Source organism: Erwinia piriflorinigrans CFBP 5888, assembly GCF_001050515.1.
In the GTDB taxonomy this organism is placed as follows: domain Bacteria; phylum Pseudomonadota; class Gammaproteobacteria; order Enterobacterales; family Enterobacteriaceae; genus Erwinia; species Erwinia piriflorinigrans.
This window is the reverse complement of sequence record NZ_CAHS01000017.1, coordinates 1-21,243: the sequence shown is the minus strand read 5'-3', so window position 1 is coordinate 21,243 and position 21,243 is coordinate 1. Positions and strand designations below refer to the sequence as shown.

At 53.7% G+C, this 21,243-nt stretch carries 20 protein-coding genes; 12 read left to right on the top strand and 8 right to left on the bottom strand.

Annotation, left to right across the window (positions count from 1 at the left end; translation table 11 throughout):
* The first annotated feature begins 76 nt into the window (after positions 1-76).
* The 9 genes from fabZ (at position 77) to tilS (ending at position 11,709) form a co-directional block, all read left to right on the top strand.
* Positions 77-532 (top strand): 3-hydroxyacyl-ACP dehydratase FabZ, encoded by a 456-nt coding sequence (fabZ, locus tag EPIR_RS13185; protein WP_023655937.1) that lies wholly within the window; start codon positions 77-79, stop codon positions 530-532.
* A gap of 3 nt (positions 533-535) precedes the next feature.
* Positions 536-1,324 (top strand): acyl-ACP--UDP-N-acetylglucosamine O-acyltransferase, encoded by a 789-nt coding sequence (lpxA, locus tag EPIR_RS13180; protein ID WP_023655936.1) that lies wholly within the window; start codon positions 536-538, stop codon positions 1,322-1,324.
* Positions 1,325-1,327: 3 nt separating this feature from the next.
* A complete protein-coding gene (gene lpxB / locus EPIR_RS13175; RefSeq protein ID WP_023655935.1) occupies positions 1,328-2,473 on the top strand; it encodes a lipid-A-disaccharide synthase in 1,146 nt (381 codons plus the stop codon).
* A complete protein-coding gene (gene rnhB, locus EPIR_RS13170; protein WP_023655934.1) occupies positions 2,470-3,093 on the top strand; it encodes a ribonuclease HII in 624 nt (207 codons plus the stop codon). Before lpxB ends, rnhB begins: the two co-directional genes overlap by 4 nt.
* 30 nt (positions 3,094-3,123) lie before the next feature.
* Positions 3,124-6,606 carry a DNA polymerase III subunit alpha gene (gene dnaE, locus EPIR_RS13165; RefSeq protein WP_023655933.1) on the top strand — a complete coding sequence of 1,161 codons (3,483 nt, stop codon included), beginning with the start codon at positions 3,124-3,126 and terminating at the stop codon, positions 6,604-6,606.
* 12 nt (positions 6,607-6,618) lie between these two features.
* The gene (gene accA / locus EPIR_RS13160; protein WP_023655932.1) at positions 6,619-7,578 is read left to right on the top strand and encodes an acetyl-CoA carboxylase carboxyl transferase subunit alpha; all 960 of its coding nucleotides are present in this window, start codon (positions 6,619-6,621) and stop codon (positions 7,576-7,578) included.
* A 186-nt stretch (positions 7,579-7,764) separates the two neighbouring features.
* The gene (locus EPIR_RS13155) at positions 7,765-9,924 is read left to right on the top strand and encodes a lysine decarboxylase LdcC (RefSeq protein ID WP_023655930.1); all 2,160 of its coding nucleotides are present in this window, start codon (positions 7,765-7,767) and stop codon (positions 9,922-9,924) included.
* 32 nt (positions 9,925-9,956) lie between these two features.
* Entirely contained in the window at positions 9,957-10,352 is a 396-nt protein-coding gene (locus EPIR_RS13150; RefSeq protein ID WP_023655929.1) for a VOC family protein, read from the top strand.
* Positions 10,353-10,407: 55 nt separating this feature from the next.
* A complete protein-coding gene (gene tilS / locus EPIR_RS13145; protein WP_023655928.1) occupies positions 10,408-11,709 on the top strand; it encodes a tRNA lysidine(34) synthetase TilS in 1,302 nt (433 codons plus the stop codon).
* A 72-nt stretch (positions 11,710-11,781) separates the two neighbouring features.
* On the opposite strand, the gene rof is transcribed toward tilS, so the two are convergent.
* Complete coding sequence (gene rof, locus EPIR_RS13140) at positions 11,782-12,045, bottom strand: Rho-binding antiterminator (protein WP_023655927.1); 264 nt, start codon at positions 12,043-12,045, stop codon at positions 11,782-11,784.
* A gap of 265 nt (positions 12,046-12,310) precedes the next feature.
* Here rof and EPIR_RS13135 point away from each other — a divergent pair, with 265 nt between their 5' ends.
* Both EPIR_RS13135 and arfB read left to right on the top strand, forming a co-directional pair.
* Positions 12,311-12,865 (top strand): YaeQ family protein, encoded by a 555-nt coding sequence (locus tag EPIR_RS13135; protein WP_023655926.1) that lies wholly within the window; start codon positions 12,311-12,313, stop codon positions 12,863-12,865.
* Positions 12,862-13,278, top strand: coding sequence for an alternative ribosome rescue aminoacyl-tRNA hydrolase ArfB (gene arfB / locus EPIR_RS13130; protein WP_023655925.1), 417 nt, complete (start codon positions 12,862-12,864; stop codon positions 13,276-13,278). The genes EPIR_RS13135 and arfB overlap by 4 nt, the downstream gene beginning before the upstream one ends.
* 130 nt (positions 13,279-13,408) lie before the next feature.
* On the opposite strand, the gene EPIR_RS13125 is transcribed toward arfB, so the two are convergent.
* The 7 genes from EPIR_RS13125 to metN form a co-directional block, all read right to left on the bottom strand.
* Positions 13,409-14,431, bottom strand: coding sequence for a hypothetical protein (locus EPIR_RS13125; protein ID WP_023655924.1), 1,023 nt, complete (start codon positions 14,429-14,431; stop codon positions 13,409-13,411).
* Positions 14,432-14,793: 362 nt separating this feature from the next.
* Positions 14,794-16,512: a proline--tRNA ligase gene (gene proS / locus EPIR_RS13120; RefSeq protein ID WP_023655923.1), complete on the bottom strand. Its 1,719-nt coding sequence runs from the start codon at positions 16,510-16,512 to the stop codon at positions 14,794-14,796.
* Positions 16,513-16,604: 92 nt separating this feature from the next.
* Entirely contained in the window at positions 16,605-17,312 is a 708-nt protein-coding gene (gene tsaA, locus EPIR_RS13115) for a tRNA (N6-threonylcarbamoyladenosine(37)-N6)-methyltransferase TrmO (protein ID WP_023655922.1), read from the bottom strand.
* Positions 17,309-17,713, bottom strand: a complete 405-nt coding sequence (gene rcsF / locus EPIR_RS13110) for an Rcs stress response system protein RcsF (RefSeq protein ID WP_023655921.1) — start codon at positions 17,711-17,713, stop codon at positions 17,309-17,311. The genes tsaA and rcsF overlap by 4 nt, the downstream gene beginning before the upstream one ends.
* A gap of 135 nt (positions 17,714-17,848) precedes the next feature.
* Positions 17,849-18,664: a MetQ/NlpA family lipoprotein gene (locus EPIR_RS13105; RefSeq protein WP_023655920.1), complete on the bottom strand. Its 816-nt coding sequence runs from the start codon at positions 18,662-18,664 to the stop codon at positions 17,849-17,851.
* Positions 18,665-18,701: 37 nt separating this feature from the next.
* On the bottom strand, positions 18,702-19,355 hold the full coding sequence (locus EPIR_RS13100; protein ID WP_023655919.1) for a methionine ABC transporter permease MetI: 654 nt from the start codon (positions 19,353-19,355) through the stop codon (positions 18,702-18,704).
* On the bottom strand, positions 19,348-20,379 hold the full coding sequence (metN, locus tag EPIR_RS13095; RefSeq protein WP_023655918.1) for a methionine ABC transporter ATP-binding protein MetN: 1,032 nt from the start codon (positions 20,377-20,379) through the stop codon (positions 19,348-19,350). Before metN ends, EPIR_RS13100 begins: the two co-directional genes overlap by 8 nt.
* Positions 20,380-20,568: 189 nt before the next feature.
* Here metN and gmhB point away from each other — a divergent pair, with 189 nt between their 5' ends.
* Positions 20,569-21,129, top strand: coding sequence for a D-glycero-beta-D-manno-heptose 1,7-bisphosphate 7-phosphatase (gene gmhB, locus EPIR_RS13090; protein ID WP_023655917.1), 561 nt, complete (start codon positions 20,569-20,571; stop codon positions 21,127-21,129).
* The last annotated feature ends 114 nt before the right edge of the window (positions 21,130-21,243 follow it).

The window sequence follows — 21,243 nt, the reverse complement described above, 5'->3', positions numbered from 1 at the left end:
CGGCCTGCGGACGATCGACAGATTGTTGCAGGCCGTGTTATTGATGCCATCTGATTTTTAGGACAGGAAGAGTATTTTGACTACTGAAACTCATACTCTGAAGATTGAAGAGATTATTGAACTTTTACCGCATCGTTACCCATTTTTGTTGGTCGATCGGGTTCTTGAGTTTGAAGAAAGCAAGTATTTGCGTGCGGTAAAAAACGTCTCGGTGAATGAACCGTTTTTCCAGGGACACTTCCCTGGTAAACCGATTTTCCCAGGCGTGCTGATACTCGAAGCTATGGCCCAGGCCACCGGGATCCTGGCTTTTAAAAGTGTCGGTAAACTGGCCCCGGGCGAGCTGTATTATTTCGCCGGTATTGACGAAGCGCGCTTCAAGCGCCCGGTCGTCCCTGGCGATCAAATGATCATGGAAGTCACCTTCGAAAAAACCCGCCGTGGGTTGACGCGCTTCAAAGGCGTGGCGACCGTTGACGGTAAAATTGTCTGCGAAGCGACGATGATGTGTGCTCGCAGCCGGGAGGCTTAATTCGTGATTGATAGTACCGCCGTTATCCACCCAAGCTCGATCGTTGAAGAAGGTGCTGTTATTGGTGCTGGCGTCCAGATTGGTCCGTTTTGCGTTATTGGCGCGAACGTTTCGATTGGCGAAGGCACGACGCTGAAATCGCATGTCGTGGTGAATGGTCATACCCGTATCGGTAAAGATAATACGGTTTACCAGTTTGCTACGATCGGTGAGGCAAATCAGGATCTGAAATACGCGGGAGAACCCACGCGAGTTGAAATCGGCGATCGGAACCGTATTCGTGAAAGCGTCACCATTCATCGTGGCACGGCACAATCGGACGGGGTGACCCGGGTCGGCGATGACAATCTGCTGATGGTGAATGCACATGTTGCCCATGATTGTGTTGTCGGTAACCACTGCATTCTGGCTAACAATGCGACTCTGGCGGGGCATGTTATCGTTGATGATTTTGCGATCATTGGCGGTATGACGGCGGTGCATCAGTTTTGTATTATTGGCGCGCATGTTATGGTTGGCGGCTGTTCTGGCGTTGCCCAGGATGTCCCACCGTATGTAATAGCTCAGGGCAATCACGCCACGCCTTTTGGCATCAACCTTGTCGGCCTGCAACGACGCGGTTTCAGCAAAGAGGCGCTGCACGCTATCCGTGCCGCGTACAAACTGCTTTACCGCAGTGGTAAGACGCTGGATGAAGTTAAACCGGAGATCGCTGAAATCGCGCAAGCGCATCCGGAAGTTCAGCCGTTTTACGATTTCTTTGCCCGTTCTACAAGGGGCTTGATTCGTTAACTTATGCTAAAGCATCCCTTAACGATTGCCCTTGTCGCCGGAGAAACTTCCGGCGATATTCTTGGTGCCGGTCTTATCCGTGCGCTGAAAGAGAAACATCCTGACGCCCGCTTTGTTGGCGTAGCCGGGCCGCTGATGCAGTCCGAAGGGTGTGAAGCCTGGTATGAGATGGAAGAGCTGGCGGTCATGGGCATTGTTGAAGTGCTGGGCCGCCTGCGCCGCCTACTGCATATCCGCCGCGATCTCACCCGCCGCTTTATTGCGCTGAAGCCCGATGTCTTTGTCGGCATTGATGCGCCGGATTTCAACATTACTCTGGAAGGGCGGCTGAAGCAGCAGGGCATCCGCACTATTCATTACGTCAGCCCTTCGGTTTGGGCCTGGCGTCAAAAGCGCGTGTTTAAAATTGGCCGAGCCACCGACCTGGTGCTGGCATTTTTACCGTTTGAAAAAGCGTTCTACGATCGTTTCAACGTGCCGTGTCGCTTTATCGGCCACACAATGGCGGATGCGATGCCCATTGAGCCAGACAAGCAGGCCGTGCGCCGCGAGTTGGGCATTGCACCACAGGCCCTGTGCCTGGCGCTGCTGCCCGGCAGCCGCAGTGCCGAAGTTGAGATGCTGAGCGCTGATTTCCTGAAAACGGCGATGCTGCTGCGGAAAAAATATCCGCAGCTGGAAATTGTCGTTCCGCTGGTCAATCCGCGCCGCCGCACGCAGTTTGAAGCGATTAAAGCGGAAGTGGCACCGGATTTGCCGATGCATTTACTGGATGGCAAAGGCCGCCAGGCGATGCAGGCGAGCGATGCCTCTCTGTTGGCCTCCGGCACCGCCGCACTGGAGTGCATGCTGGCAAAATGCCCGATGGTGGTAGGCTACCGCATGAAGCCCTTCACCTTCTGGCTGGCGAAGCGGCTGGTGAAAACGGATTATGTTTCACTGCCCAACCTGCTGGCCGGCCGTGAACTGGTGCCAGAGCTGTTGCAGGATGACTGCCAACCGCAGCGGCTGGCAGCTGCGTTGGAGCCGCTGCTGGCTGAAGGCGAAACCCGTGATACGCTGCTGGCCACCTTTGCCGAGCTGCATCATCAGATCCGCTGGAATGCCGATGAACAGGCGGCGGCGGCGGTACTGGAGCTGTGTCGATGAGCGAATTTATCTATCCTGAAGCCCGGCTGATTGCCGGGGTTGATGAAGTGGGCCGTGGGCCGCTGGTCGGCGCGGTGGTTACCGCTGCGGTGATCCTCGATCCCACCCGACCGATTGTCGGGCTGGGGGATTCGAAAAAGCTGTCGGAAAAACGTCGGCTGGCACTGTACGATGAGATCAAAGATAAAGCGCTTAGCTGGAGTCTGGGCCGCGCAGAGCCGGAAGAAATTGACCGGCTTAATATTCTGCATGCCACCATGCTGGCGATGCAGCGTGCGGTGGCCGGATTGCATCTGACGCCGGATTTTGTGCTGATTGACGGCAATCGCTGTCCTCATCTGGCGATGCCAAGCCGGGCGGTGGTGAAAGGGGATAGCCTGGTGCAAGAGATAGGCGCCGCTTCAATCATTGCTAAAGTCACGCGCGATCGTGAGATGTGCGAACTGGATCAGCAGTATCCCCAGTATGGCTTTGCCCGGCATAAAGGCTATCCGACTGCTGTTCATATGGAAAAGCTGGCCCAGTTTGGCGTAACGCCTCAGCACCGCCGTAGCTTTGCTCCGGTACGCAATGCGATGCTGGATGCCGAGCTGGCCGCTGCGGCTGCCCGCACGCTGTAATTCTTCTCCCTAGCGTTAACAGGAACACAGATGGCCGAACCTCGTTTTATTCATTTACGCGTCCACAGCGACTATTCGATGATCGATGGGCTGGCGAAAACGGGCCCGTTGGTGAAATACGCGGCAAAAATGGGTATGCCGGCCATCGGCATGACGGATTTTACCAACCTGTGTGGGCTGGTGAAGTTTTACGGGACGGCGCACGGCCAGGGCATGAAGCCGATTATCGGCGCGGATTTCAACGTCAGTAGTGACGCGATGGGCGACGAGCTGACGCAAATGACCGTGCTGGCCGCCGATAACCAGGGCTATCAAAACCTGACGCTGCTGATTTCGCGTGCTTACCAGCGGGGATACGGGCCAGCGGGGCCGACCATCGATCGTGACTGGCTGGCCGAGCATCAACAGGGCCTGATCTTGCTCTCCGGCGGTCGCCGTGGCGATATCGGCAAAATGCTGTTGCGCGGTAACCATACCCAGGTGAACGAGTGCCTGAACTTTTATCAGCAACATTTTCCCGATCGCTACTATCTCGAGCTGATCCGCACTGGGCGTCCCGATGAAGAGACGTATCTGCACGCGGCGATAGAACTGGCGGTGGCGCAGGGCGTGCCCGTCGTCGCCACCAATGAAGTCTGTTTCCTTGCCGAATCGGACTTTGATGCCCATGAGATCCGGGTGGCGATCCACGACGGCTTCACCCTTGACGATCCCAAGCGCCCGCGTCATTACAGCCCGCAGCAGTATCTGCGCAGCGAGGAGGAGATGTGCGAGCTGTTCTCGGACATTCCCGAAGCGTTGGAAAACAGCGTCGAAATTGCCCGGCGTTGTAACGTCACGATACGTCTTGGCGAATATTTCCTGCCGCAGTTCCCGACGGGCGAGATGACCACGGAAGATTTCCTCGTGGTGAAGTCGAAACAGGGGCTGGAAGAGCGTCTGGCATTCCTGTTCCCGGACGAGAAGGTGCGTGCTGAATGCCGCCCTGCCTATGATGAACGTCTGGACATTGAACTGAACGTGATCAATCAGATGGGCTTCCCCGGCTACTTCCTGATAGTGATGGAGTTCATCCAGTGGTCTAAGGATAACGATGTGCCGGTTGGGCCGGGGCGTGGTTCGGGTGCCGGTTCGCTGGTGGCCTATGCACTGAAGATCACCGATCTCGATCCGCTGGAGTTTGACCTGCTGTTCGAACGTTTCCTTAACCCGGAACGTGTTTCGATGCCTGACTTTGACGTCGACTTCTGCATGGAAAAACGCGATCTGGTGATTGAGCACGTTGCGGAAATGTATGGCCGCAAGGCGGTGTCCCAGATTATCACTTTCGGTACGATGGCGGCGAAAGCGGTAATCCGCGACGTGGGGCGCGTGCTGGGGCACCCATACGGTTTTGTGGACCGCATCTCCAAGCTGGTGCCGCCCGATCCGGGGATGACGCTGGAAAAGGCCTTTGCTGCCGAACCGCAGCTGCCGCAAATTTACGAGGCGGACGAAGAGGTTAAAGCGCTGATCGATATGGCGCGCAAGCTGGAAGGCGTGACGCGTAACGCCGGTAAGCATGCCGGGGGGGTGGTGATTGCGCCGACGCAAATCACCGATTTTGCCCCCCTGTACTGTGATGAAAACGGCAACCATCCGGTCACCCAGTTTGATAAGAATGATGTCGAATATGCCGGGCTGGTGAAGTTTGACTTCCTCGGTCTGCGCACGCTGACTATTATCGATTGGGCGCTGGCGATGATTAACGCCCGCCGCGCAAAAAGCGGTGAAGCGCCGATAGATATCGCTGCGATCCCGCTTGAAGATAAAAAAAGTTTCGATATGCTGCAACGCTCGGAAACCACGGCGGTATTCCAGCTTGAATCGCGCGGCATGAAGGATTTGATTAAGCGCCTGAAGCCCGACTGTTTTGAGGATATGATCGCGCTGGTGGCGCTGTTCCGTCCGGGGCCTTTACAGTCCGGCATGGTGGATAACTTTATTGACCGTAAGCATGGGCGCGAAGAGATATCCTACCCGGATATTCAGTGGCAGCACGAGTCGCTCAAACCGGTGCTGGAACCCACCTACGGCATTATCCTCTACCAGGAACAGGTGATGCAGATAGCCCAGGTGCTGGCCGGTTACAGCCTGGGCGGGGCTGATATGCTGCGCCGCGCAATGGGTAAAAAGAACCCGGAGGAGATGGCCAAACAGCGTGGCGGCTTTGAGGACGGGGCGAAATCGCGCGGCATAGACGGCGAGCTGGCGATCAAAATTTTCGACCTGGTAGAGAAGTTCGCCGGGTATGGTTTTAACAAATCGCACTCCGCTGCCTACGCCCTGGTTTCCTATCAGACGCTGTGGCTGAAAGCGCATTATCCGGCGGAGTTTATGGCGGCGGTAATGACCGCCGATATGGACAACACCGAGAAGGTGGTTGGCTTGGTGGATGAGTGCTGGCGGATGGGGCTGAAGCTGCTGCCGCCGGATATCAATTCCGGCCTGTATCAGTTCCACGTCAATGACGAAGGTGAAATCGTCTACGGTATCGGCGCGATCAAAGGGGTGGGTGAAGGGCCGATCGAAGCCATTATCGAAGCGCGTAACGAGGGCGGTTATTTCCGCGAGCTATTTGACCTGTGCGCGCGCACCGACACCAAAAAAATGAACCGCCGGATGCTGGAAAAATTGATTATGTCCGGTGCGTTTGACCGTTTAGGCCCGCACCGTGCCGCCTTGATGAGCGCGTTGCCGGATGCGCTAAAAGCCGCCGACCAGCACGCGAAAGCAGAGGCGATTGGTCAGGTGGATATGTTCGGCGTGCTGGCAGAAGCCCCGGAGCAGGTGGAGCAGTCCTACTCAGACGTGAAGCCGTGGCCGGAACAGGTCCAGCTGGATGGTGAAAGGGAAACCTTAGGGCTTTACCTGACCGGTCACCCGATCAACCAGTATCTGAAAGAAATTGAGCGCTATGTCGGTGGACAGCGCCTGAAAGACATGCACCCGACCGAGCGTGGAAAAATGACCACCGCAGCCGGTCTGGTGGTGGCGGCCCGCGTGATGGTAACTAAACGCGGTAACCGTATTGGCATCTGCACGCTGGACGATCGTTCTGGTCGTCTGGAGGTGATGTTATTTACAGATGCGTTAGACAAGTTCCAGCATATGCTGGAGAAAGACCGTATCCTGATCGTCAGTGGGCAAGTCAGCTTCGATGACTTCAATGGCGGGCTTAAAATGATGGCCCGCGATATGATGGACATCGATGAAGCACGCGAAAAATATGCGCGCGGGCTTGCTATCTCGCTGACGGACAGGCAAATTGATGACCAGCTTTTAAACCGTCTCCGTCAATCCCTTGAGCCTTATCGTTCGGGGACAATTCCGGTACATCTCTACTATCAGAGAGAGGATGCGCGGGCAAAGTTGCGCTTCGGTGCAACCTGGCGCGTATCACCGAGCGATCGTTTGTTAAACGATCTGCGCTCGTTGATAGGATCGGAGCAGGTGGAACTAGAGTTTGACTAAAACAGGATTATTATGAGTCTTAATTACCTGGATTTCGAACAGCCAATCGCAGAGCTTGAAGCGAAAATTGATTCGCTTAAGTCGGTTGGCCGTCAGGATGAAAAACTGGATATTAATCTGGATGAAGAAGTTCAGCGTCTGCGCGATAAAAGCGTTGAGCTGACGCGTAAAATCTTCTCCGATTTAGGTGCCTGGCAGATCGCGAAGTTGGCACGTCATCCGCTGCGCCCGTATACGCTGGATTATGTGCGCAACGTGTTTACCGACTTCGACGAGCTGGCTGGCGATCGCGCTTATGCCGATGATAAAGCTATCGTTGGCGGTATTGCGCGTCTGGAAGATCGTCCGGTGATGATTATCGGACATCAGAAAGGGCGGGAAACCAAAGAGAAAATCCGTCGCAACTTTGGTATGCCCGCGCCAGAAGGTTACCGTAAGGCACTGCGCCTGATGGAAATGGCCGAGCGTTTCAATATGCCGATCGTTACCTTTATCGACACGCCGGGTGCCTATCCGGGCGTCGGCGCAGAGGAGCGCGGTCAGTCGGAAGCTATCGCACGCAATCTGCGTGAGATGTCCGGCCTGAAAGTCCCGGTCATTTGTACCGTTATCGGTGAAGGTGGTTCCGGTGGCGCGCTGGCGATTGGCGTGGGTGACAAGGTCAATATGTTGCAGTACAGCACCTATTCGGTGATTTCACCGGAAGGCTGCGCTTCTATTCTGTGGAAGAGTGCAGATAAAGCGCCGCTGGCGGCTGAAGCAATGGGCATTATTGCCCCGCGTCTGAAAGAGCTGAAGCTGATTGATAGCGTGATCCCGGAGCCGTTGGGTGGTGCGCATCGCGATCCGCTGGCGATTGGCGCGTCAATGAAGGCACAGCTGCTGGCCGATCTGGCCGAGCTGGATACGCTGACCACCGCAGAACTGCTGGACCGTCGCTATCAACGTCTGATGAGCTACGGTTACGCCTGATAGCCGATTCTGCTTTATAAAGGGCCAGACAGAGAATTGAACTGCGAATGTTGGATTTCGATCTGATATTTGCAGCTGCAATTTGCTGTCTGGCCCTTTTTGTTTCTGTGCTCTTGCTGCCCGGCTATCCTTATTTTGCCGTCTGACGCCGTGCGTAGAGCAGGCAAAACGATCAAGGAGAATGTCATGAATATTATTGCCATCATGGGCCCGCATCACGTCTTCTACAAAGACGAGCCTTTCCGTGAACTGGACGTTTCACTGAAACAGCAGGGTTTTCATACCGTTTACCCGCAGGGTGCCGAGGATTTGCTGAAACTGATTGAGCATAATCCGCGCATTTGTGGCGTGGTGTTTGACTGGGATGAGTACAGTCTCGATCTCTGTAGCGAGATCAACCAGCTGAATGAATATCTGCCGCTCTACGCATTTATTAATACCCATTCGACGATGGATGTTGGCATCAACGAGATGCGTATGGCGATCTGGTTCTTTGAGTATGCGCTCAATGCCGGTGAAGAGATCGCCCAGCGTATTCGTCAATATACCGATGAATACATCGATACCATCACGCCGCCGTTGACCAAAGCGCTGTTTAACTACGTTAAAGAGGGCAAAACGACTTTCTGTACTCCCGGGCATATGGCGGGTACGGCATTCCAGAAAAGCCCGGTGGGCAGTCTGTTTTATGATTTCTTTGGTGCCAATACGCTGAAGGCGGATATCTCTATATCGGTCAGTGAGTTAGGTTCGCTGCTTGACCATACCGGCCCCCATCTTGAGGCAGAAGAGTACATTGCGCGTACCTTTGGCGCGGAACAGAGCTATATGGTCACCAATGGCACCTCCACCTCAAATAAGATTGTCGGGATGTACGCCGCCGCCGCAGGCAGTACCGTGTTGATAGATCGCAACTGCCATAAATCCCTGACCCATCTGCTGATGATGAGCGATATTATCCCCATCTGGCTGAAGCCAACGCGTAATGCGCTGGGTATTCTCGGCGGTATTCCGAAGCGCGAATTTAGTAAAGAGAGCATCGCGCTGAAAGTGTCGCAAACGCCGCGTGCCGGCTGGCCGGTACATGCCGTCATCACCAACTCGACCTACGATGGACTGCTCTACAGCACGCAGTACATCAAAGAGACGCTGGAGGTGCCGTCGATTCACTTCGACTCGGCGTGGGTGCCTTACACCAACTTCCACCCGATCTATCGGGGACTGAGCGGCATGAGCGGGGAGCGCACGCCGGGTAAAGTGATTTACGAAACGCAGTCCACTCACAAGCTGCTGGCTGCGTTCTCACAGGCTTCGCTGATCCACATTAAGGGCGACTACGACGAACAAACCTTTAACGAAGCCTATATGATGCACACCACCACATCGCCGAACTACGCCATCGTAGCCTCTATCGAAACGGCGGCGGCCATGCTGCGCGGTAACTCAGGTAAACGTCTGATTAACCGTTCGGTAGAGCGCGCACTGCATTTTCGCCGCGAAGTCCAGCGCTTGCGTGAAGAGTCAGACGGCTGGTTCTTCGATATCTGGCAGCCGGACGGGATTGATGAACCGGAATGTTGGGCGATCCAGCCCGGTGGGGAAGAGTGGCACGGTTTCCGCGATGCCGATGCCGATCATATGTACTTGGACCCGATCAAAGTGACGATCCTGACGCCCGGAATGAGCGAGATGGGCGATATGGCAGAAGAGGGCATTCCGGCGGCGCTGGTAGCCAAGTTCCTTGACGAGCGCGGCGTGGTGGTGGAAAAAACCGGGCCTTATAACCTGCTGTTCCTCTTCAGTATTGGCATTGATAAAACCAAGGCAATGAGCGTTCTGCGCGGACTGACCGAGTTTAAACGCGCTTACGATCTTAATCTGCGGGTTAAAAACATGCTGCCAGACCTCTACGCAGAGGACCCTGACTTCTACCGCAATATGCGCATTCAGACCCTGGCACAGGGCATTCACAGCCTGATCCGCCAACACGATTTGCCACGCCTGATGCTGCAAGCCTTTGCCATGCTGCCGGAAATGAAGTTGACCCCCCATCAAATGTTTCAGCAGCAGGTAAAGGGCAATGTGGAAACGGTTGATATCAGCCAGCTGGTTGGGCGCGTATCGGCCAACATGATCCTGCCTTATCCACCCGGCGTGCCGCTGGTGATGCCGGGTGAGATGATTACTGAAGAGAGCCGCCCGGTGCTCGATTTCTTACTGATGCTGTGTACCATCGGCAGGCATTATCCCGGCTTTGAAACCGATATTCATGGTGCAACCCTAACCGAAGAGGGGCAGTATCTGGTGCGGGTGCTGAAACCGGATAGTGAAAATGAGCCGGTTTAACGTTGGCAGGTAAGTGCTATTCAGGAGCTGATATGTCAGTTTTAGCATTAAAAAAGGTCCATCATGTTGCGATTATCGCTAGTGACTATCAGGTTAGTAAGGCATTTTATTGCGATATCCTCGGCTTTACCCTGCTGGGCGAGGTATACCGACAGGAGCGCGATTCATGGAAAGGGGATCTGGCACTGAATGGCGATTACACCATCGAACTGTTCTCATTCCCCGTGCCGCCTGCACGCGTCGATCGGCCGGAAGCCTGTGGTTTACGCCATCTGGCGTTCAGCGTCGATGATGTTGATGCTGCCACGCGCTATCTGGAAAATCATGGCATAGGTTGTGAAGCGGTACGCAGCGACCCGCTGACCGGCAGGCTTTTCACCTTCTTTAATGACCCGGATGGTTTGCCGTTAGAGCTGTACCAGGCCTAAAATACCCTTCGGTTAAGCCCGGCGCGGTTGCCGGGCTCTTCTTGTCAGGAGCCTCATGTCTGCCATTGCTTATCTTGAACACTCGCTTGCGGCTGAGCACGCCGTGTTGCTGGCCTACAGCGGCGGTCTTGACTCCAGCGTACTGCTGCATCAGCTGGTACAGCTAAGAGAGCGGCGGCCGCAGCTACAGCTGCGCGCGGTTCACATTCATCATGGGTTGAATCCGCGGGCTGACTGCTGGGTGGCACACTGCCAGCAGCAGTGTGCGCAGTGGCAGGTGCCGCTGGTGGTGATCAGGGTGCAGGTCGATGCCCGGGAAGGGGGAATTGAAGCGGCGGCGCGTCAGGCGCGTTACAAGGCGCTACGTCAGCAGCTTGAGGCGGGAGAAACTCTGCTCACTGCCCAGCATCTGGACGATCAGAGTGAAACGTTGCTGCTGGCGTTGAAACGTGGCAGCGGCCCAGCCGGACTGGCCGCGATGCCGCAGGAACAGCGTCAGGGAGATCGTCGTCATCTGCGTCCACTGCTGACGCAAAGCCGTCAGCAGCTGGAAAGCTGGGCGCATCGCTACCAGCTCGACTGGATTGAGGATGACAGCAATCAGGATGCGCGTTACGACCGCAACTTCCTGCGTTTACAGGTGATGCCGTTGCTCAACCAGCGCTGGCCCCATTTTGCCAGCGCGGTGGCGCGTAGTGCGCAGCTGTGTGGTGAGCAGGAGCACCTGCTTGATGAGCTGCTGTCCGAGTCGCTTGATGCGCTGGTGGATGAGTCTGGTGCGTTGAATTTCACCCCACTGCTGACGATGAGCGATGCCCGGCGTTTTGCCCTGCTGCGGCGCTGGATTGCACGACAGCACGGCAGTATGCCGTCACGCGACGCGTTGCAGCGTATCTGGCAGGAAGTCGCCTGTAGCCGCGCAGATGCAGAACCGCGCCTCAGAATCGGTAGCAGTGAAGTCCGGCGTTTTCGTGGTCGTCTCTACTGGCTACCGCCGCTGCTGCCAATGGGGACGATCCAGCTGGTATGGTCTGCGCCCTGGCAACCGTTAACGCTGCCGGACGGCCTGGGACAGCTCTTGTCGCGATCACCGGGGATCGCGCTGCGTTATCCGCAGCCGGCAGAGATCGTCAGCGTGCGTTTTCAGGCCCAGGGCGCTTTTCACATTGTTGGTCGAGTCGGTAGCCGCTCGCTGAAAAAACTGTGGCAGGAGCATGGGATCCCGCCGTGGCAGCGTGAGCGCATTCCGCTAATTTTCTATGGCGATCGTTTGATTGCCGCCCTGGGGGTATTTGTTACCTACGAGGGCAGTGTGCAGCCGGGCGCAAAAACCTGGCACATTGACTGGTGTCGATAAACCTGAGCAAGGACGAGGAGGCGGTAAGGCGGGAACTGCGGGCAGATCGTCGATCCACCCGCTGGATGAGGGTTAATCTGGCTCGCTGACCACCACCGTACCGAGTTGGGGATGGCTAAAGCTGAATATATGGTCGAGACGTAGCTCCTGGCATGCTCCGGCAACCTCAATACTGAGATATTCCACGTTCTTACGGGACACCATATCTTTCGCTTTTGCCTGCAGCTGCTCGCCGCTTTTTAACGTCAACGCCAGCATCCAGTTGTTCTGGCAGGCGAGCTCCAGATTATCATAATCATCACAGTTGATCGGTCTGTACACTTCATTCGTCAACATAGTTGCTCACCTAATAAACTTGCGGCAGTGGGTGCTGCCTGTTCCCTGATGGATAGAGAGTAGCGCAAAACGGCTGCTACCTCACCGAGTGCTTTCTGTTACGGCACCTGTTCTCGTTCGCCATACCTTTGCATCCGCACCTCCTTGAGCGTTTCGCTAGCAATATTCCGACTATAGCACAGCCCTTTTGGGGAAATCAGCCCGTTATCAGGTGATTTAAGGCGTCATCGGGTTACAATAGTGCGCAACTGAGATAAGGATCCTTATGGCACTGAAAGCAACGATTTATAAAGCCACGGTTAATGTCGCGGATATGGACCGTAACGTATTTATTGACAATACCCTGACCCTGGCACGCCACCCTTCTGAAACTGCAGAAAGGATGATGCTGCGTCTTCTGGCCTGGATGGTACATGCCAACGAACGTCTGGTCTTCACGCGCGGACTGAGCGCTGAAGATGAGCCGGAGGTGTGGCAGCTCAACGATCACAATGGTATTGATATCTGGATAGAGCTGGGGCTTCCTGATGAGCGCAGGATCAAAAAGGCCTGTAGCCGTTCGCAGCAGGTCTGGCTGTATGCCTATAACGGACGAGCAGCCCAGCCGTGGTGGCAACAGCAGCAGAGCAAGCTGGCACAGCACCCCAATCTGACGGTGCGTTATCTGAATGACGAACAGCTTAGCGCCCTGGCCCAAATGGCCTCACGCTCAATGACCCTTCAGGCGACGATTCAGGACGGTACGGTCTGGCTTTCTGATGACGATCACCATCTGGAAATTCAATTCGAGCAGTGGCAGGATGGCGGGAAAAACAGGTGATAGTACTGCCACGCGGGATCATTATTCCTGATGCTGAAATCGAGCTTACTGCGATCCGCGCGCAGGGTGCTGGTGGTCAACATGTGAATAAAAGCTCGACGGCGATCCATCTGCGCTTTGATATTCGCGCCTCCAGCCTGCCGGACTTTTACCAGCAGCGCATGCTGGCGGTCAGTCATCATCTTATCACTCCGGAAGGGATTGTGATTATCAAAGCACAGGAGTATCGCAGTCAGGAGATGAATCGTGACGCCGCGTTAAAGCGTCTTGAGAATCTGATTCTGGAGCTGACCACGGTGGAGAAAACCCGTCGTGCAACGCGTCCGACGCTGGCATCGAAGAAAAGGCGGTTAGAAGGCAAGGCGCGTAAAGCGTCAACCAAATCACTGCGCAGCAAAGTTCGTGGTGATTGAGTCCGTTATCGTCGTTCATTGAAAATGACAACGTCCTGGTGGTGAAACCAGGACGTTGTTGTGAGCGATCGCCATCAGGGCGCCAGGGCTTTTAAGTGATTAAGCGCTACGGCTGATAGCGTAGATGAGGTCAGGAAAATAAGTGCATATGCATATAGAAGTGCAAAATATAATAAGTGGCATAAGACACGCCCATATACAGCGCAAGCGTAAATATAAAGCCAAAAGTATTGCAGGTCGCGGTGGCACAAAGCGGTTTTTTACGCGGAGTAAATAAGATAGCGACCAGTGGGATAATAAACAGGAAGTGGCCGATGAAATCGATCATGCCGAAAGGAATAACGGCCACCGTGACAAAGAAGCCCATTACGCCGATCCCGGCATAACCCGCCGCCCTGCCGCTATAAATGTGCCATGCACAGCAGAACTCAACAAAACCGCAGGCGCGAATAAAGAACGACCAGTCAAGCCCCATTGCCACGTAGCTGTGTTCAGTGAGTAGCTGGTGGAATAGCTCAGGGTGCATGAACTTCTCAATCGCGCCCCACAGGAAAGAGTAGGCGAGAGTAAAACGTACCAGTTCTATTGCGAGTCCGCGTAGCGCTACCGGGCGCAGCGTCTGCATAATCAGATAGACGCCAGTTCCGATAAATACCAGATAATCGAGCATATGGAACAATCCATACAGCTGAATAGCGTAGCCATAAAGGAACAGGATAGCCACGCCAGCAATCAGGCTGGTACGTTGATGAAACGCAGTGAAAGCAATCAGATAGTGAACATAAACCAAAGCAGGATTTTCTATCACCAGCTCTGGGGTCAGGATGATGTTAGGGAAAAATATCGCCAGAGTCAGAAAGAATGCCGAAGTACCATAACGCATCACCTTAGGCACCAGGCTTTCAAGACAGTGCAGGCGCGGCTGCCAGCGGCTGACATCAATCGGTGAGGGGATTTTTCTGTCTAATACGGAAGTCAGGAAAATAACCAGCGTAGATAAGAACAACAGTCCCAGAAATTCCGGAGACTGCATCATTTCCATCAGGGGGACAGGTTCTTTTGTCGTGTCGTAATCAACAAACCATTTTACATGGGCTAAAGCGTCGGCTGGCTTAAAAAGGGCCAAAAGACAAATTCCAGTGAAGCGTTTCATTTTTCTCTCTGCTTTCAGATTTAATGAATAGTCGCCGAGAGTTAAAATGTTATTTTAACTTTCCCGACTAATTTGTGGTGTATGAATTGCGGCTAGTATATTGATTCGAGAGAATTCCGGCGCGGATTATAATGATTTTAATCATCTTTAATATCTTAACTGCTATTGTTTCGATATTTTAAGGGGGAGTGTCTGATGTGTCGAACGGCAGGGTAGTCAGGCAGGCCGACACGGAAGACATTGACAGCTTGAGGGATTAAAGGGCAAAGAAACGTCACCTTGCAGATATAAATAAACCCCCAGTCGTTGGCTCATTAACGAAAGGGGGTTTTGCGTGAAACGGCTGCGGTCTGCCTGATAAGTTACTGGGCTAGTTCCGCCACCAGGAAATCAACGATTTCGTGGGTTTTAATTAAACGTTTCTCTCCGGCACGACGGGATTTATATTCAATCTCTTCGTTGTCAAGATTACGTTCGCCAATCACAATACTGTGCGGTACGCCAATCAGCTCCATATCAGCAAACATCACGCCCGGGCGCTCTTTACGATCGTCCAGAATCACGTCAATACCTTTAGCGCGCAGCTGACGATAAAGCTCTTCCGCCAACTCTTTGACACGGAACGATTTCTGCATGTTCATCGGCAGAATAGCAACCTGGAAAGGCGCTAACGCCGGAGACCAGATAATCCCGCGCTCGTCGTGGTTCTGTTCTATCGCCGCAGCTACGATACGGGTGATACCAATGCCGTAGCATCCCATGGTCAAAGTCTGATTACGCCCATCTTCACCCTGTACTGAGGCTTTCATCGCTTCAGAGTATTTAGTGCCAAGCTGGAAAATATGACCGACTTCGATACCACGTTTGATCAACAGCGTGCCTCTACCATCCGGGCTGGCATCGCCTTCAACCACATTACGAATATCTGCGATACGCGGCAGGGGCAGATCGCGCTCCCAGTTAATGCCGCTAAAATGCTGACCATCAATGTTGGCTCCGGCGCTGAAATCACTCATCGCAGCCACGGTGCGGTCGGCCACAATTGGCATGTTCAGGCCAACGGGGCCGAGTGAACCCGGGCCTGCATTAACCTGTGCGCGGATCTCTTCTTCACTGGCAAATGTCAGCGGTGCGGCAACGATATCGATCTTCTCTGCTTTAATTTCATTCAGTTCATGGTCGCCGCGCACCAGCAGAGCAACCAGCGTATGGCCACTCTCTTTGGTCGCCTTGACCATCAGGGTTTTTACGGTTTTTTCGATCGGCAGATTAAACTGCCCTACCAGCTCGGCGATGGTCTTTGCCTCAGGCGTGGCGAACTGTACCTGTTGCTGCGTGGCAGCGGCACGGCCGCCTGCCGGTGGCAGAGCCTCGGCCATCTCAATATTGGCTGCGTAATCTGATTCGGTAGAGAAAACGATATCGTCTTCGCCGCTCTGCGCCAGTACCTGAAATTCGTGGGATGCGTTGCCGCCAATAGAGCCGGTATCTGCCTGCACGGCACGGAAATCAAGCCCCATGCGGCTGAAGCTCTGGCTGTAAGCGCGGTACATGGCGTCGTAGGTTTCCTGTAAGGATCCCTGGCTGGTGTGGAATGAGTAAGCATCTTTCATGATGAATTCACGCGAACGCATCACGCCAAATCGTGGGCGTACTTCATCGCGGAATTTAGTCTGGATCTGGAACAGATTAAGCGGCAGCTGTTTATACGAGCTCAGCTCATTACGGATCAAATCGGTAATCACTTCTTCATGCGTTGGGCCGAGCACAAAAGGACGCTCGCTACGATCGACCAGGCGCAATAGTTCCGGGCCGTACTGCTCCCAACGGCCACTCTCCTGCCACAAATCGGCGGGTTGTACCACCGGCATGGAAATTTCAATGGCCCCCGCGTTGTTCATCTCTTCGCGCACGATGTTTTCCACTTTCTTCAGTACGCGTAGACCAGTTGGCAACCAGGTATACAGGCCAGATGCCAGTTTGCGGATCATCCCGGCACGCAGCATCAGCTGGTGGCTGATCACTTCAGCGTCGGCAGGTGTCTCCTTCAGGGTGGAGAGCAGATATTGAGTAGTGCGCATGAGTTACGATTCCATATAAACGGAAAAAGAGTCCAAAAGTGTGTGCGCTAGTGTAGCAGCGTGTTGGTGGAGTCAAAAGATGCCGTGATAAATTAACGTGGATCTATGGCAATGACTTCGCTGCCCGAAGGGGTAACGTGCCAGCGCACATTGAACTCCAGCAGCGATGCGGCGTATTCGCGCCCGGCTTCTTCGCCTTTACGATACGCGGGGCGAGGGTCCTGCGCCAGTACCTGAGTGATAAAGCGCTCAAGGTATGGATAGCGTTGCTGCAATTGCACCAGCTGCTGCCATGCTCCGGGGCTGAAACTGACCGGCATATCGGCAGTGGGGGCCTGCTGGGCAAAGCCGGCACTGGCATCAGGCAGTGATTCGGCAAAGGGCAGATAGGGTTTGATATCGATAATCGGCGTGCCGTCTACCAGGTCGAGGCTGCCTAATTGCAAAATGACCTGCTGCTTTTGGCAGCGAATGCCTCTCAGCTCAACCAGTGACATCCCCACCGGGTTGGGGCGGAAGGTCGAGCGGGTGGCGAAAACGCCCATACGCGCATTGCCGCCTAAACGCGGGGGACGAACGGTAGGACGCCAGCCGCCATCCATCGTCTGGTGGAAGACAAACAGTAGCCAAAGATGGCTAAACGCTTCCAGACCTCTTACCGCATCCGGATGATTGTACGGGGCCTGCAAATGAAGCTCACCGCCGCCGTCTTCGACCAGCCTGGGCTGACGCGGTACGGCAAACTTCTCCTTCCACGGGGAGTGGATCACGCCAATCTGGGCGAAGGAGAATTCCCTCATGGCTTACTGACTTTGAGTGCAGAGCCCTGACATATCGCCTTGCGGAAGCAGCCCTGAGTCGCATTGACGATTTCGCACTGGTGCACCAGCACCGCATTGGCTTTCATGCCAGAGGCACGCAGCTGCATACGCTTACGCGCGGTGGCCAGGTTTGGTGGGGAATCTTGTGTATTGCTTTGGCAATCATCACCAAACACTTCGCCGAGGTCGCGGAAGGGTAAACTGACCAGATCGGCAGGATCCGTATAGAGTTTTACCGGAACAGGATGCACAGCCGGCTTCTTCGAGGTTGACTCGGTTTGTGTTGACGTTGGAAAAGGTGTGACGGGTTTATAAGGCCGCGTCAGCAACGAACACCCTGTCAGCGTCAGTGCTAACAAACAGAGCGGTAAAACACGCATGGGAAAATCCTCATTCGGGGAAGTGGCGTTATTGAAGCAAGCTGGAGCAGAAATGACAAGCAGATAGCGTACAGGAGGGGCATACAGCAGGAATAAATAGCGTTGCGGGCAGCGACTGCTGCCCGCATTAAGCTGTTACCAGCCTTTTACTGCGCCGCCGTTAAAGACTTTATTGGCCGCGTCATTGACTTCATCAGACTGATAAGCCTGAACGAATTTTTTCACGTTTTCCGCGTCTTTGTTATCTTCACGAGCCACGATGAGGTTAACGTAAGGTGAGTTCTTATCTTCAACGAAGATGCCGTCTTTCGCCGGAGTCAGATTGATCTGGCTGGCATAGGTGGTGTTAATCACCGCCAGGGCAATCTGCTGATCGTCCAGTGAACGTGGTAGCTGTGGTGCTTCAAGCTCTACTAGCTTCAGGTTTTTCGGGTTTTCAACCACGTCCAGTGACGTTGGCAGCAGGCCAACGCCATCTTTCAGTTTGATCAGGCCGACTTTCTGTAGCAGCAGCAGGGTGCGACCCAAATTGGTGGGGTCGTTAGGAATGGCAATTTGGGCACCGTTCTGGAGTTCATCCAGAGACTTGATCTTTTTCGAATATCCGGCGATAGGGTAAACGAAAGTACTGCCGACAGAAGCCAGCTTATAGCCACGGTCTTTAATCTGCTGATCGAGGTAAGGTTTGTGCTGGAAAGCGTTAGCATCGATATCGCCCTTGCTCAACGCTTCATTAGGTAACACGTAATCATTGAAGGTTACCAACTCAACGTCCAGGCCATATTTGTCTTTGGCCACTTTCGCTGCAACTTCAGCAACCTGCTGCTCACTGCCAACGATAACGCCCACTTTGATATGATTAGGATCTTTGGCTTTCTGATCGCAGCCTACCAAAGCCAGGGTTCCGATCAGCGCACCTACAGCGGCAAATGTTTTCAAATTAAAAGACATATCCCTTCCTTAATATAGAGAGAAATCACAGTTGTGTTTATTTATGGCTGACAGCCCGAACAATGCGATCGCCACAGAGCTGAATCAAATACACCAGAACAACCAGCAGAACTAATACGGTATTCATCACCGTGGCGTTGTAACCGATATAGCCATACTGATAACCAATCTGACCCAAACCACCTGCCCCGACGGCACCGCCCATTGCAGAGTAGCCGACCAGAGTGATTAAGGTAATAGTAGCGGCATTCACCAGACCTGGTAATGCCTCCGGCAACAGAACTTTGCGGATAATTTGCAGCGGGGTTGCGCCCATAGCGCGGGAGGCTTCAATCAAACCGCTGGGTAGTTCGAGCAGGGCATTCTCAACCATGCGAGCAATAAAGGGGGCGGCGCCCACGGTAAGTGGAACAATCGCCGCCTGTAGCCCGATTGATGTGCCAACGATAATCCTGGTGAAGGGGATCATCCATACCAGTAAAATGATAAAAGGGATGGAACGGAAGATATTCACCGTTGCTGACAGCACGCTATACAGTTTGGCATTGGCGACAATCTGTCCGGGACGGGTAACGTAGAGAAGCACGCCAACCGGCAGGCCGAGAACAAAGCCAAAAAAACCGGAGACAAAGGTCATCATCAGGGTTTCCCAAACGCCGCGACCCAATAGCCACATCATTGCCTCAGACATAACCCAGTACCTCTACCTTTACATGATGTTCTTGCAGGAACGTGATGGCGGCCTGAATATTGGCGGCTTCGCCGTGAATTTCGGCCAGCATAATGCCGAATTTTACGCCTCCGGCATAATCCATCTGCGCGCTGATAATATTGTTGTTAACGTTAAAACGCCGGGCCGACTCTGAAAGCAGAGGGGCATCAACCGACTGTCCGGTAAATTCCAGACGTAATAGTGGTGTGGCGGTATCGCTGGCTTCGGACGACAGGCGCTGCTGATAGTCCTCGGGAATATCCAGATGCAGCGTTGACTGAATAAACTGCTGTGCCAACGGAGTTTTAGGATGAGAGAACACTTCGCTGACGGTATCCTGCTCAATCAGCTGACCATTGCTGATAACGGCAACACAATCACAGATGCGTTTCACCACGTCCATTTCATGCGTGATCAGCAGGATGGTAATGCCCAGACGGCGATTAATGTCTTTTAATAGTTCGAGAATAGAGCGTGTGGTGGCCGGATCCAGAGCGCTGGTCGCTTCATCGCATAACAGCACTTTAGGATTGCTGGCCAGCGCACGGGCAATCGCCACGCGCTGTTTCTGACCGCCGGAAAGATTGGCAGGCCAGGCGTCATGTTTGTCGGCCAGACCGACTAAATCCAGCAACTCGGTGACGCGGGTTCTAATTTCCCCTTTCGTCAAATTGCCCAGCTCCAGCGGCAGCGCCACATTTCCGGCAACGGTGCGTGAGTTAAGCAGATTAAAGTGTTGGAAAATCATCCCAATCTGACGGCGTGCTAGCGTTAGCTGCGATTCTGAAAGCGTCGTGAGATCCTGATTATCAACCAGAACCTGACCTGAGGTTGGGCGCTCCAGCAGATTGACGCAACGGATCAGCGTACTTTTACCTGCACCCGATGCGCCGATAACGCCATAAATTTGTCCGGTGGGCACATGCAAACTGACATCAGACAGCGCCGTGATGGTACGTGAACCTTGCTGGAACACTTTGGTAATATTTGAAAGTTTAATCATTGATTTATTTATTATCGTGATAGGGCTAAGCCGTGGCGTTGATGATAACCGTATCCCGCAATGTTGGGACTGAGTGGATGGTAAGGCATCCAGACGTCTAAATCAATCGAAGTCATTCAAACGGACATTCTCTCTTTCAAGGCAATCATGCGATACTCTACGGCAAATTTTTGCAGCAGGAGTTTCAACGTGACTGATAAGGTCCCCGCAATTTTTCTTGATCGTGATGGCACGATTAATGTCGATCATGGTTATGTCTCTGAAATTGACAACTTTGAGTTTATAGATGGCGTCATTGAGGCGATGCGTGAGCTAAAGCAGATGGGTTTCGCGCTGGTGCTGGTCACCAATCAGTCGGGCATTGCACGAGGAATGTTTAGCGAAGACCAATTTATGACGTTGACCGAATGGATGGACTGGTCATTGGCAGACCGTGATGTCGATCTGGACGGCATCTATTTCTGTCCGCATCATCCTGACGGCACTATAGAGGTATTAAGGCAATCTTGTGACTGCCGTAAACCACAGCCGGGCATGCTGTTCACTGCGCAGCAGGAATTGAACATCGATATGTCTGCTTCTTATATGGTAGGTGACAAAAAAGAGGATATGCAGGCAGCCGCAGCCGCTGGCGTCGGTAAGAAGGTGCTGGTACGTAGCGGCAAACCGGTGACCGTAGAAGGTGAGAATGCCGCCGACTGGGTGCTTAATAGCCTCGCAGAGTTGCCTGGACGTATTAAACAGGGTTAAAAAACAGCATTTCGTATGAATATAAAGCAGGTGGTAAGTTATTATAGATTTCCACTTGCGTTCCTGCGAACCCTCCCTATAATGCGCCTCCATCGACACGGAACAACGGCTTAC

Bases quoted from the DNA above. Each gene is read 5' to 3' on its own strand.
- lpxB (WP_023655935.1), top strand. From the start codon at position 1,328: ATGCTAAAGCATCCCTTAACGATTGCCCTTGTCGCCGGAGAAACTTCC.
- rnhB (WP_023655934.1), top strand. From the start codon at position 2,470: ATGAGCGAATTTATCTATCCTGAAGCCCGGCTGATTGCCGGGGTTGAT.
- dnaE (WP_023655933.1), top strand. From the start codon at position 3,124: ATGGCCGAACCTCGTTTTATTCATTTACGCGTCCACAGCGACTATTCG.
- accA (WP_023655932.1), top strand. From the start codon at position 6,619: ATGAGTCTTAATTACCTGGATTTCGAACAGCCAATCGCAGAGCTTGAA.
- EPIR_RS13155 (WP_023655930.1), top strand. From the start codon at position 7,765: ATGAATATTATTGCCATCATGGGCCCGCATCACGTCTTCTACAAAGAC.
- EPIR_RS13150 (WP_023655929.1), top strand. From the start codon at position 9,957: ATGTCAGTTTTAGCATTAAAAAAGGTCCATCATGTTGCGATTATCGCT.
- tilS (WP_023655928.1), top strand. From the start codon at position 10,408: ATGTCTGCCATTGCTTATCTTGAACACTCGCTTGCGGCTGAGCACGCC.
- rof (WP_023655927.1), bottom strand. From the start codon at position 12,045: ATGTTGACGAATGAAGTGTACAGACCGATCAACTGTGATGATTATGAT.
- EPIR_RS13135 (WP_023655926.1), top strand. From the start codon at position 12,311: ATGGCACTGAAAGCAACGATTTATAAAGCCACGGTTAATGTCGCGGAT.
- EPIR_RS13125 (WP_023655924.1), bottom strand. From the start codon at position 14,431: ATGAAACGCTTCACTGGAATTTGTCTTTTGGCCCTTTTTAAGCCAGCC.
- proS (WP_023655923.1), bottom strand. From the start codon at position 16,512: ATGCGCACTACTCAATATCTGCTCTCCACCCTGAAGGAGACACCTGCC.
- tsaA (WP_023655922.1), bottom strand. From the start codon at position 17,312: ATGAGGGAATTCTCCTTCGCCCAGATTGGCGTGATCCACTCCCCGTGG.
- rcsF (WP_023655921.1), bottom strand. From the start codon at position 17,713: ATGCGTGTTTTACCGCTCTGTTTGTTAGCACTGACGCTGACAGGGTGT.
- EPIR_RS13105 (WP_023655920.1), bottom strand. From the start codon at position 18,664: ATGTCTTTTAATTTGAAAACATTTGCCGCTGTAGGTGCGCTGATCGGA.
- EPIR_RS13100 (WP_023655919.1), bottom strand. From the start codon at position 19,355: ATGTCTGAGGCAATGATGTGGCTATTGGGTCGCGGCGTTTGGGAAACC.
- metN (WP_023655918.1), bottom strand. From the start codon at position 20,379: ATGATTAAACTTTCAAATATTACCAAAGTGTTCCAGCAAGGTTCACGT.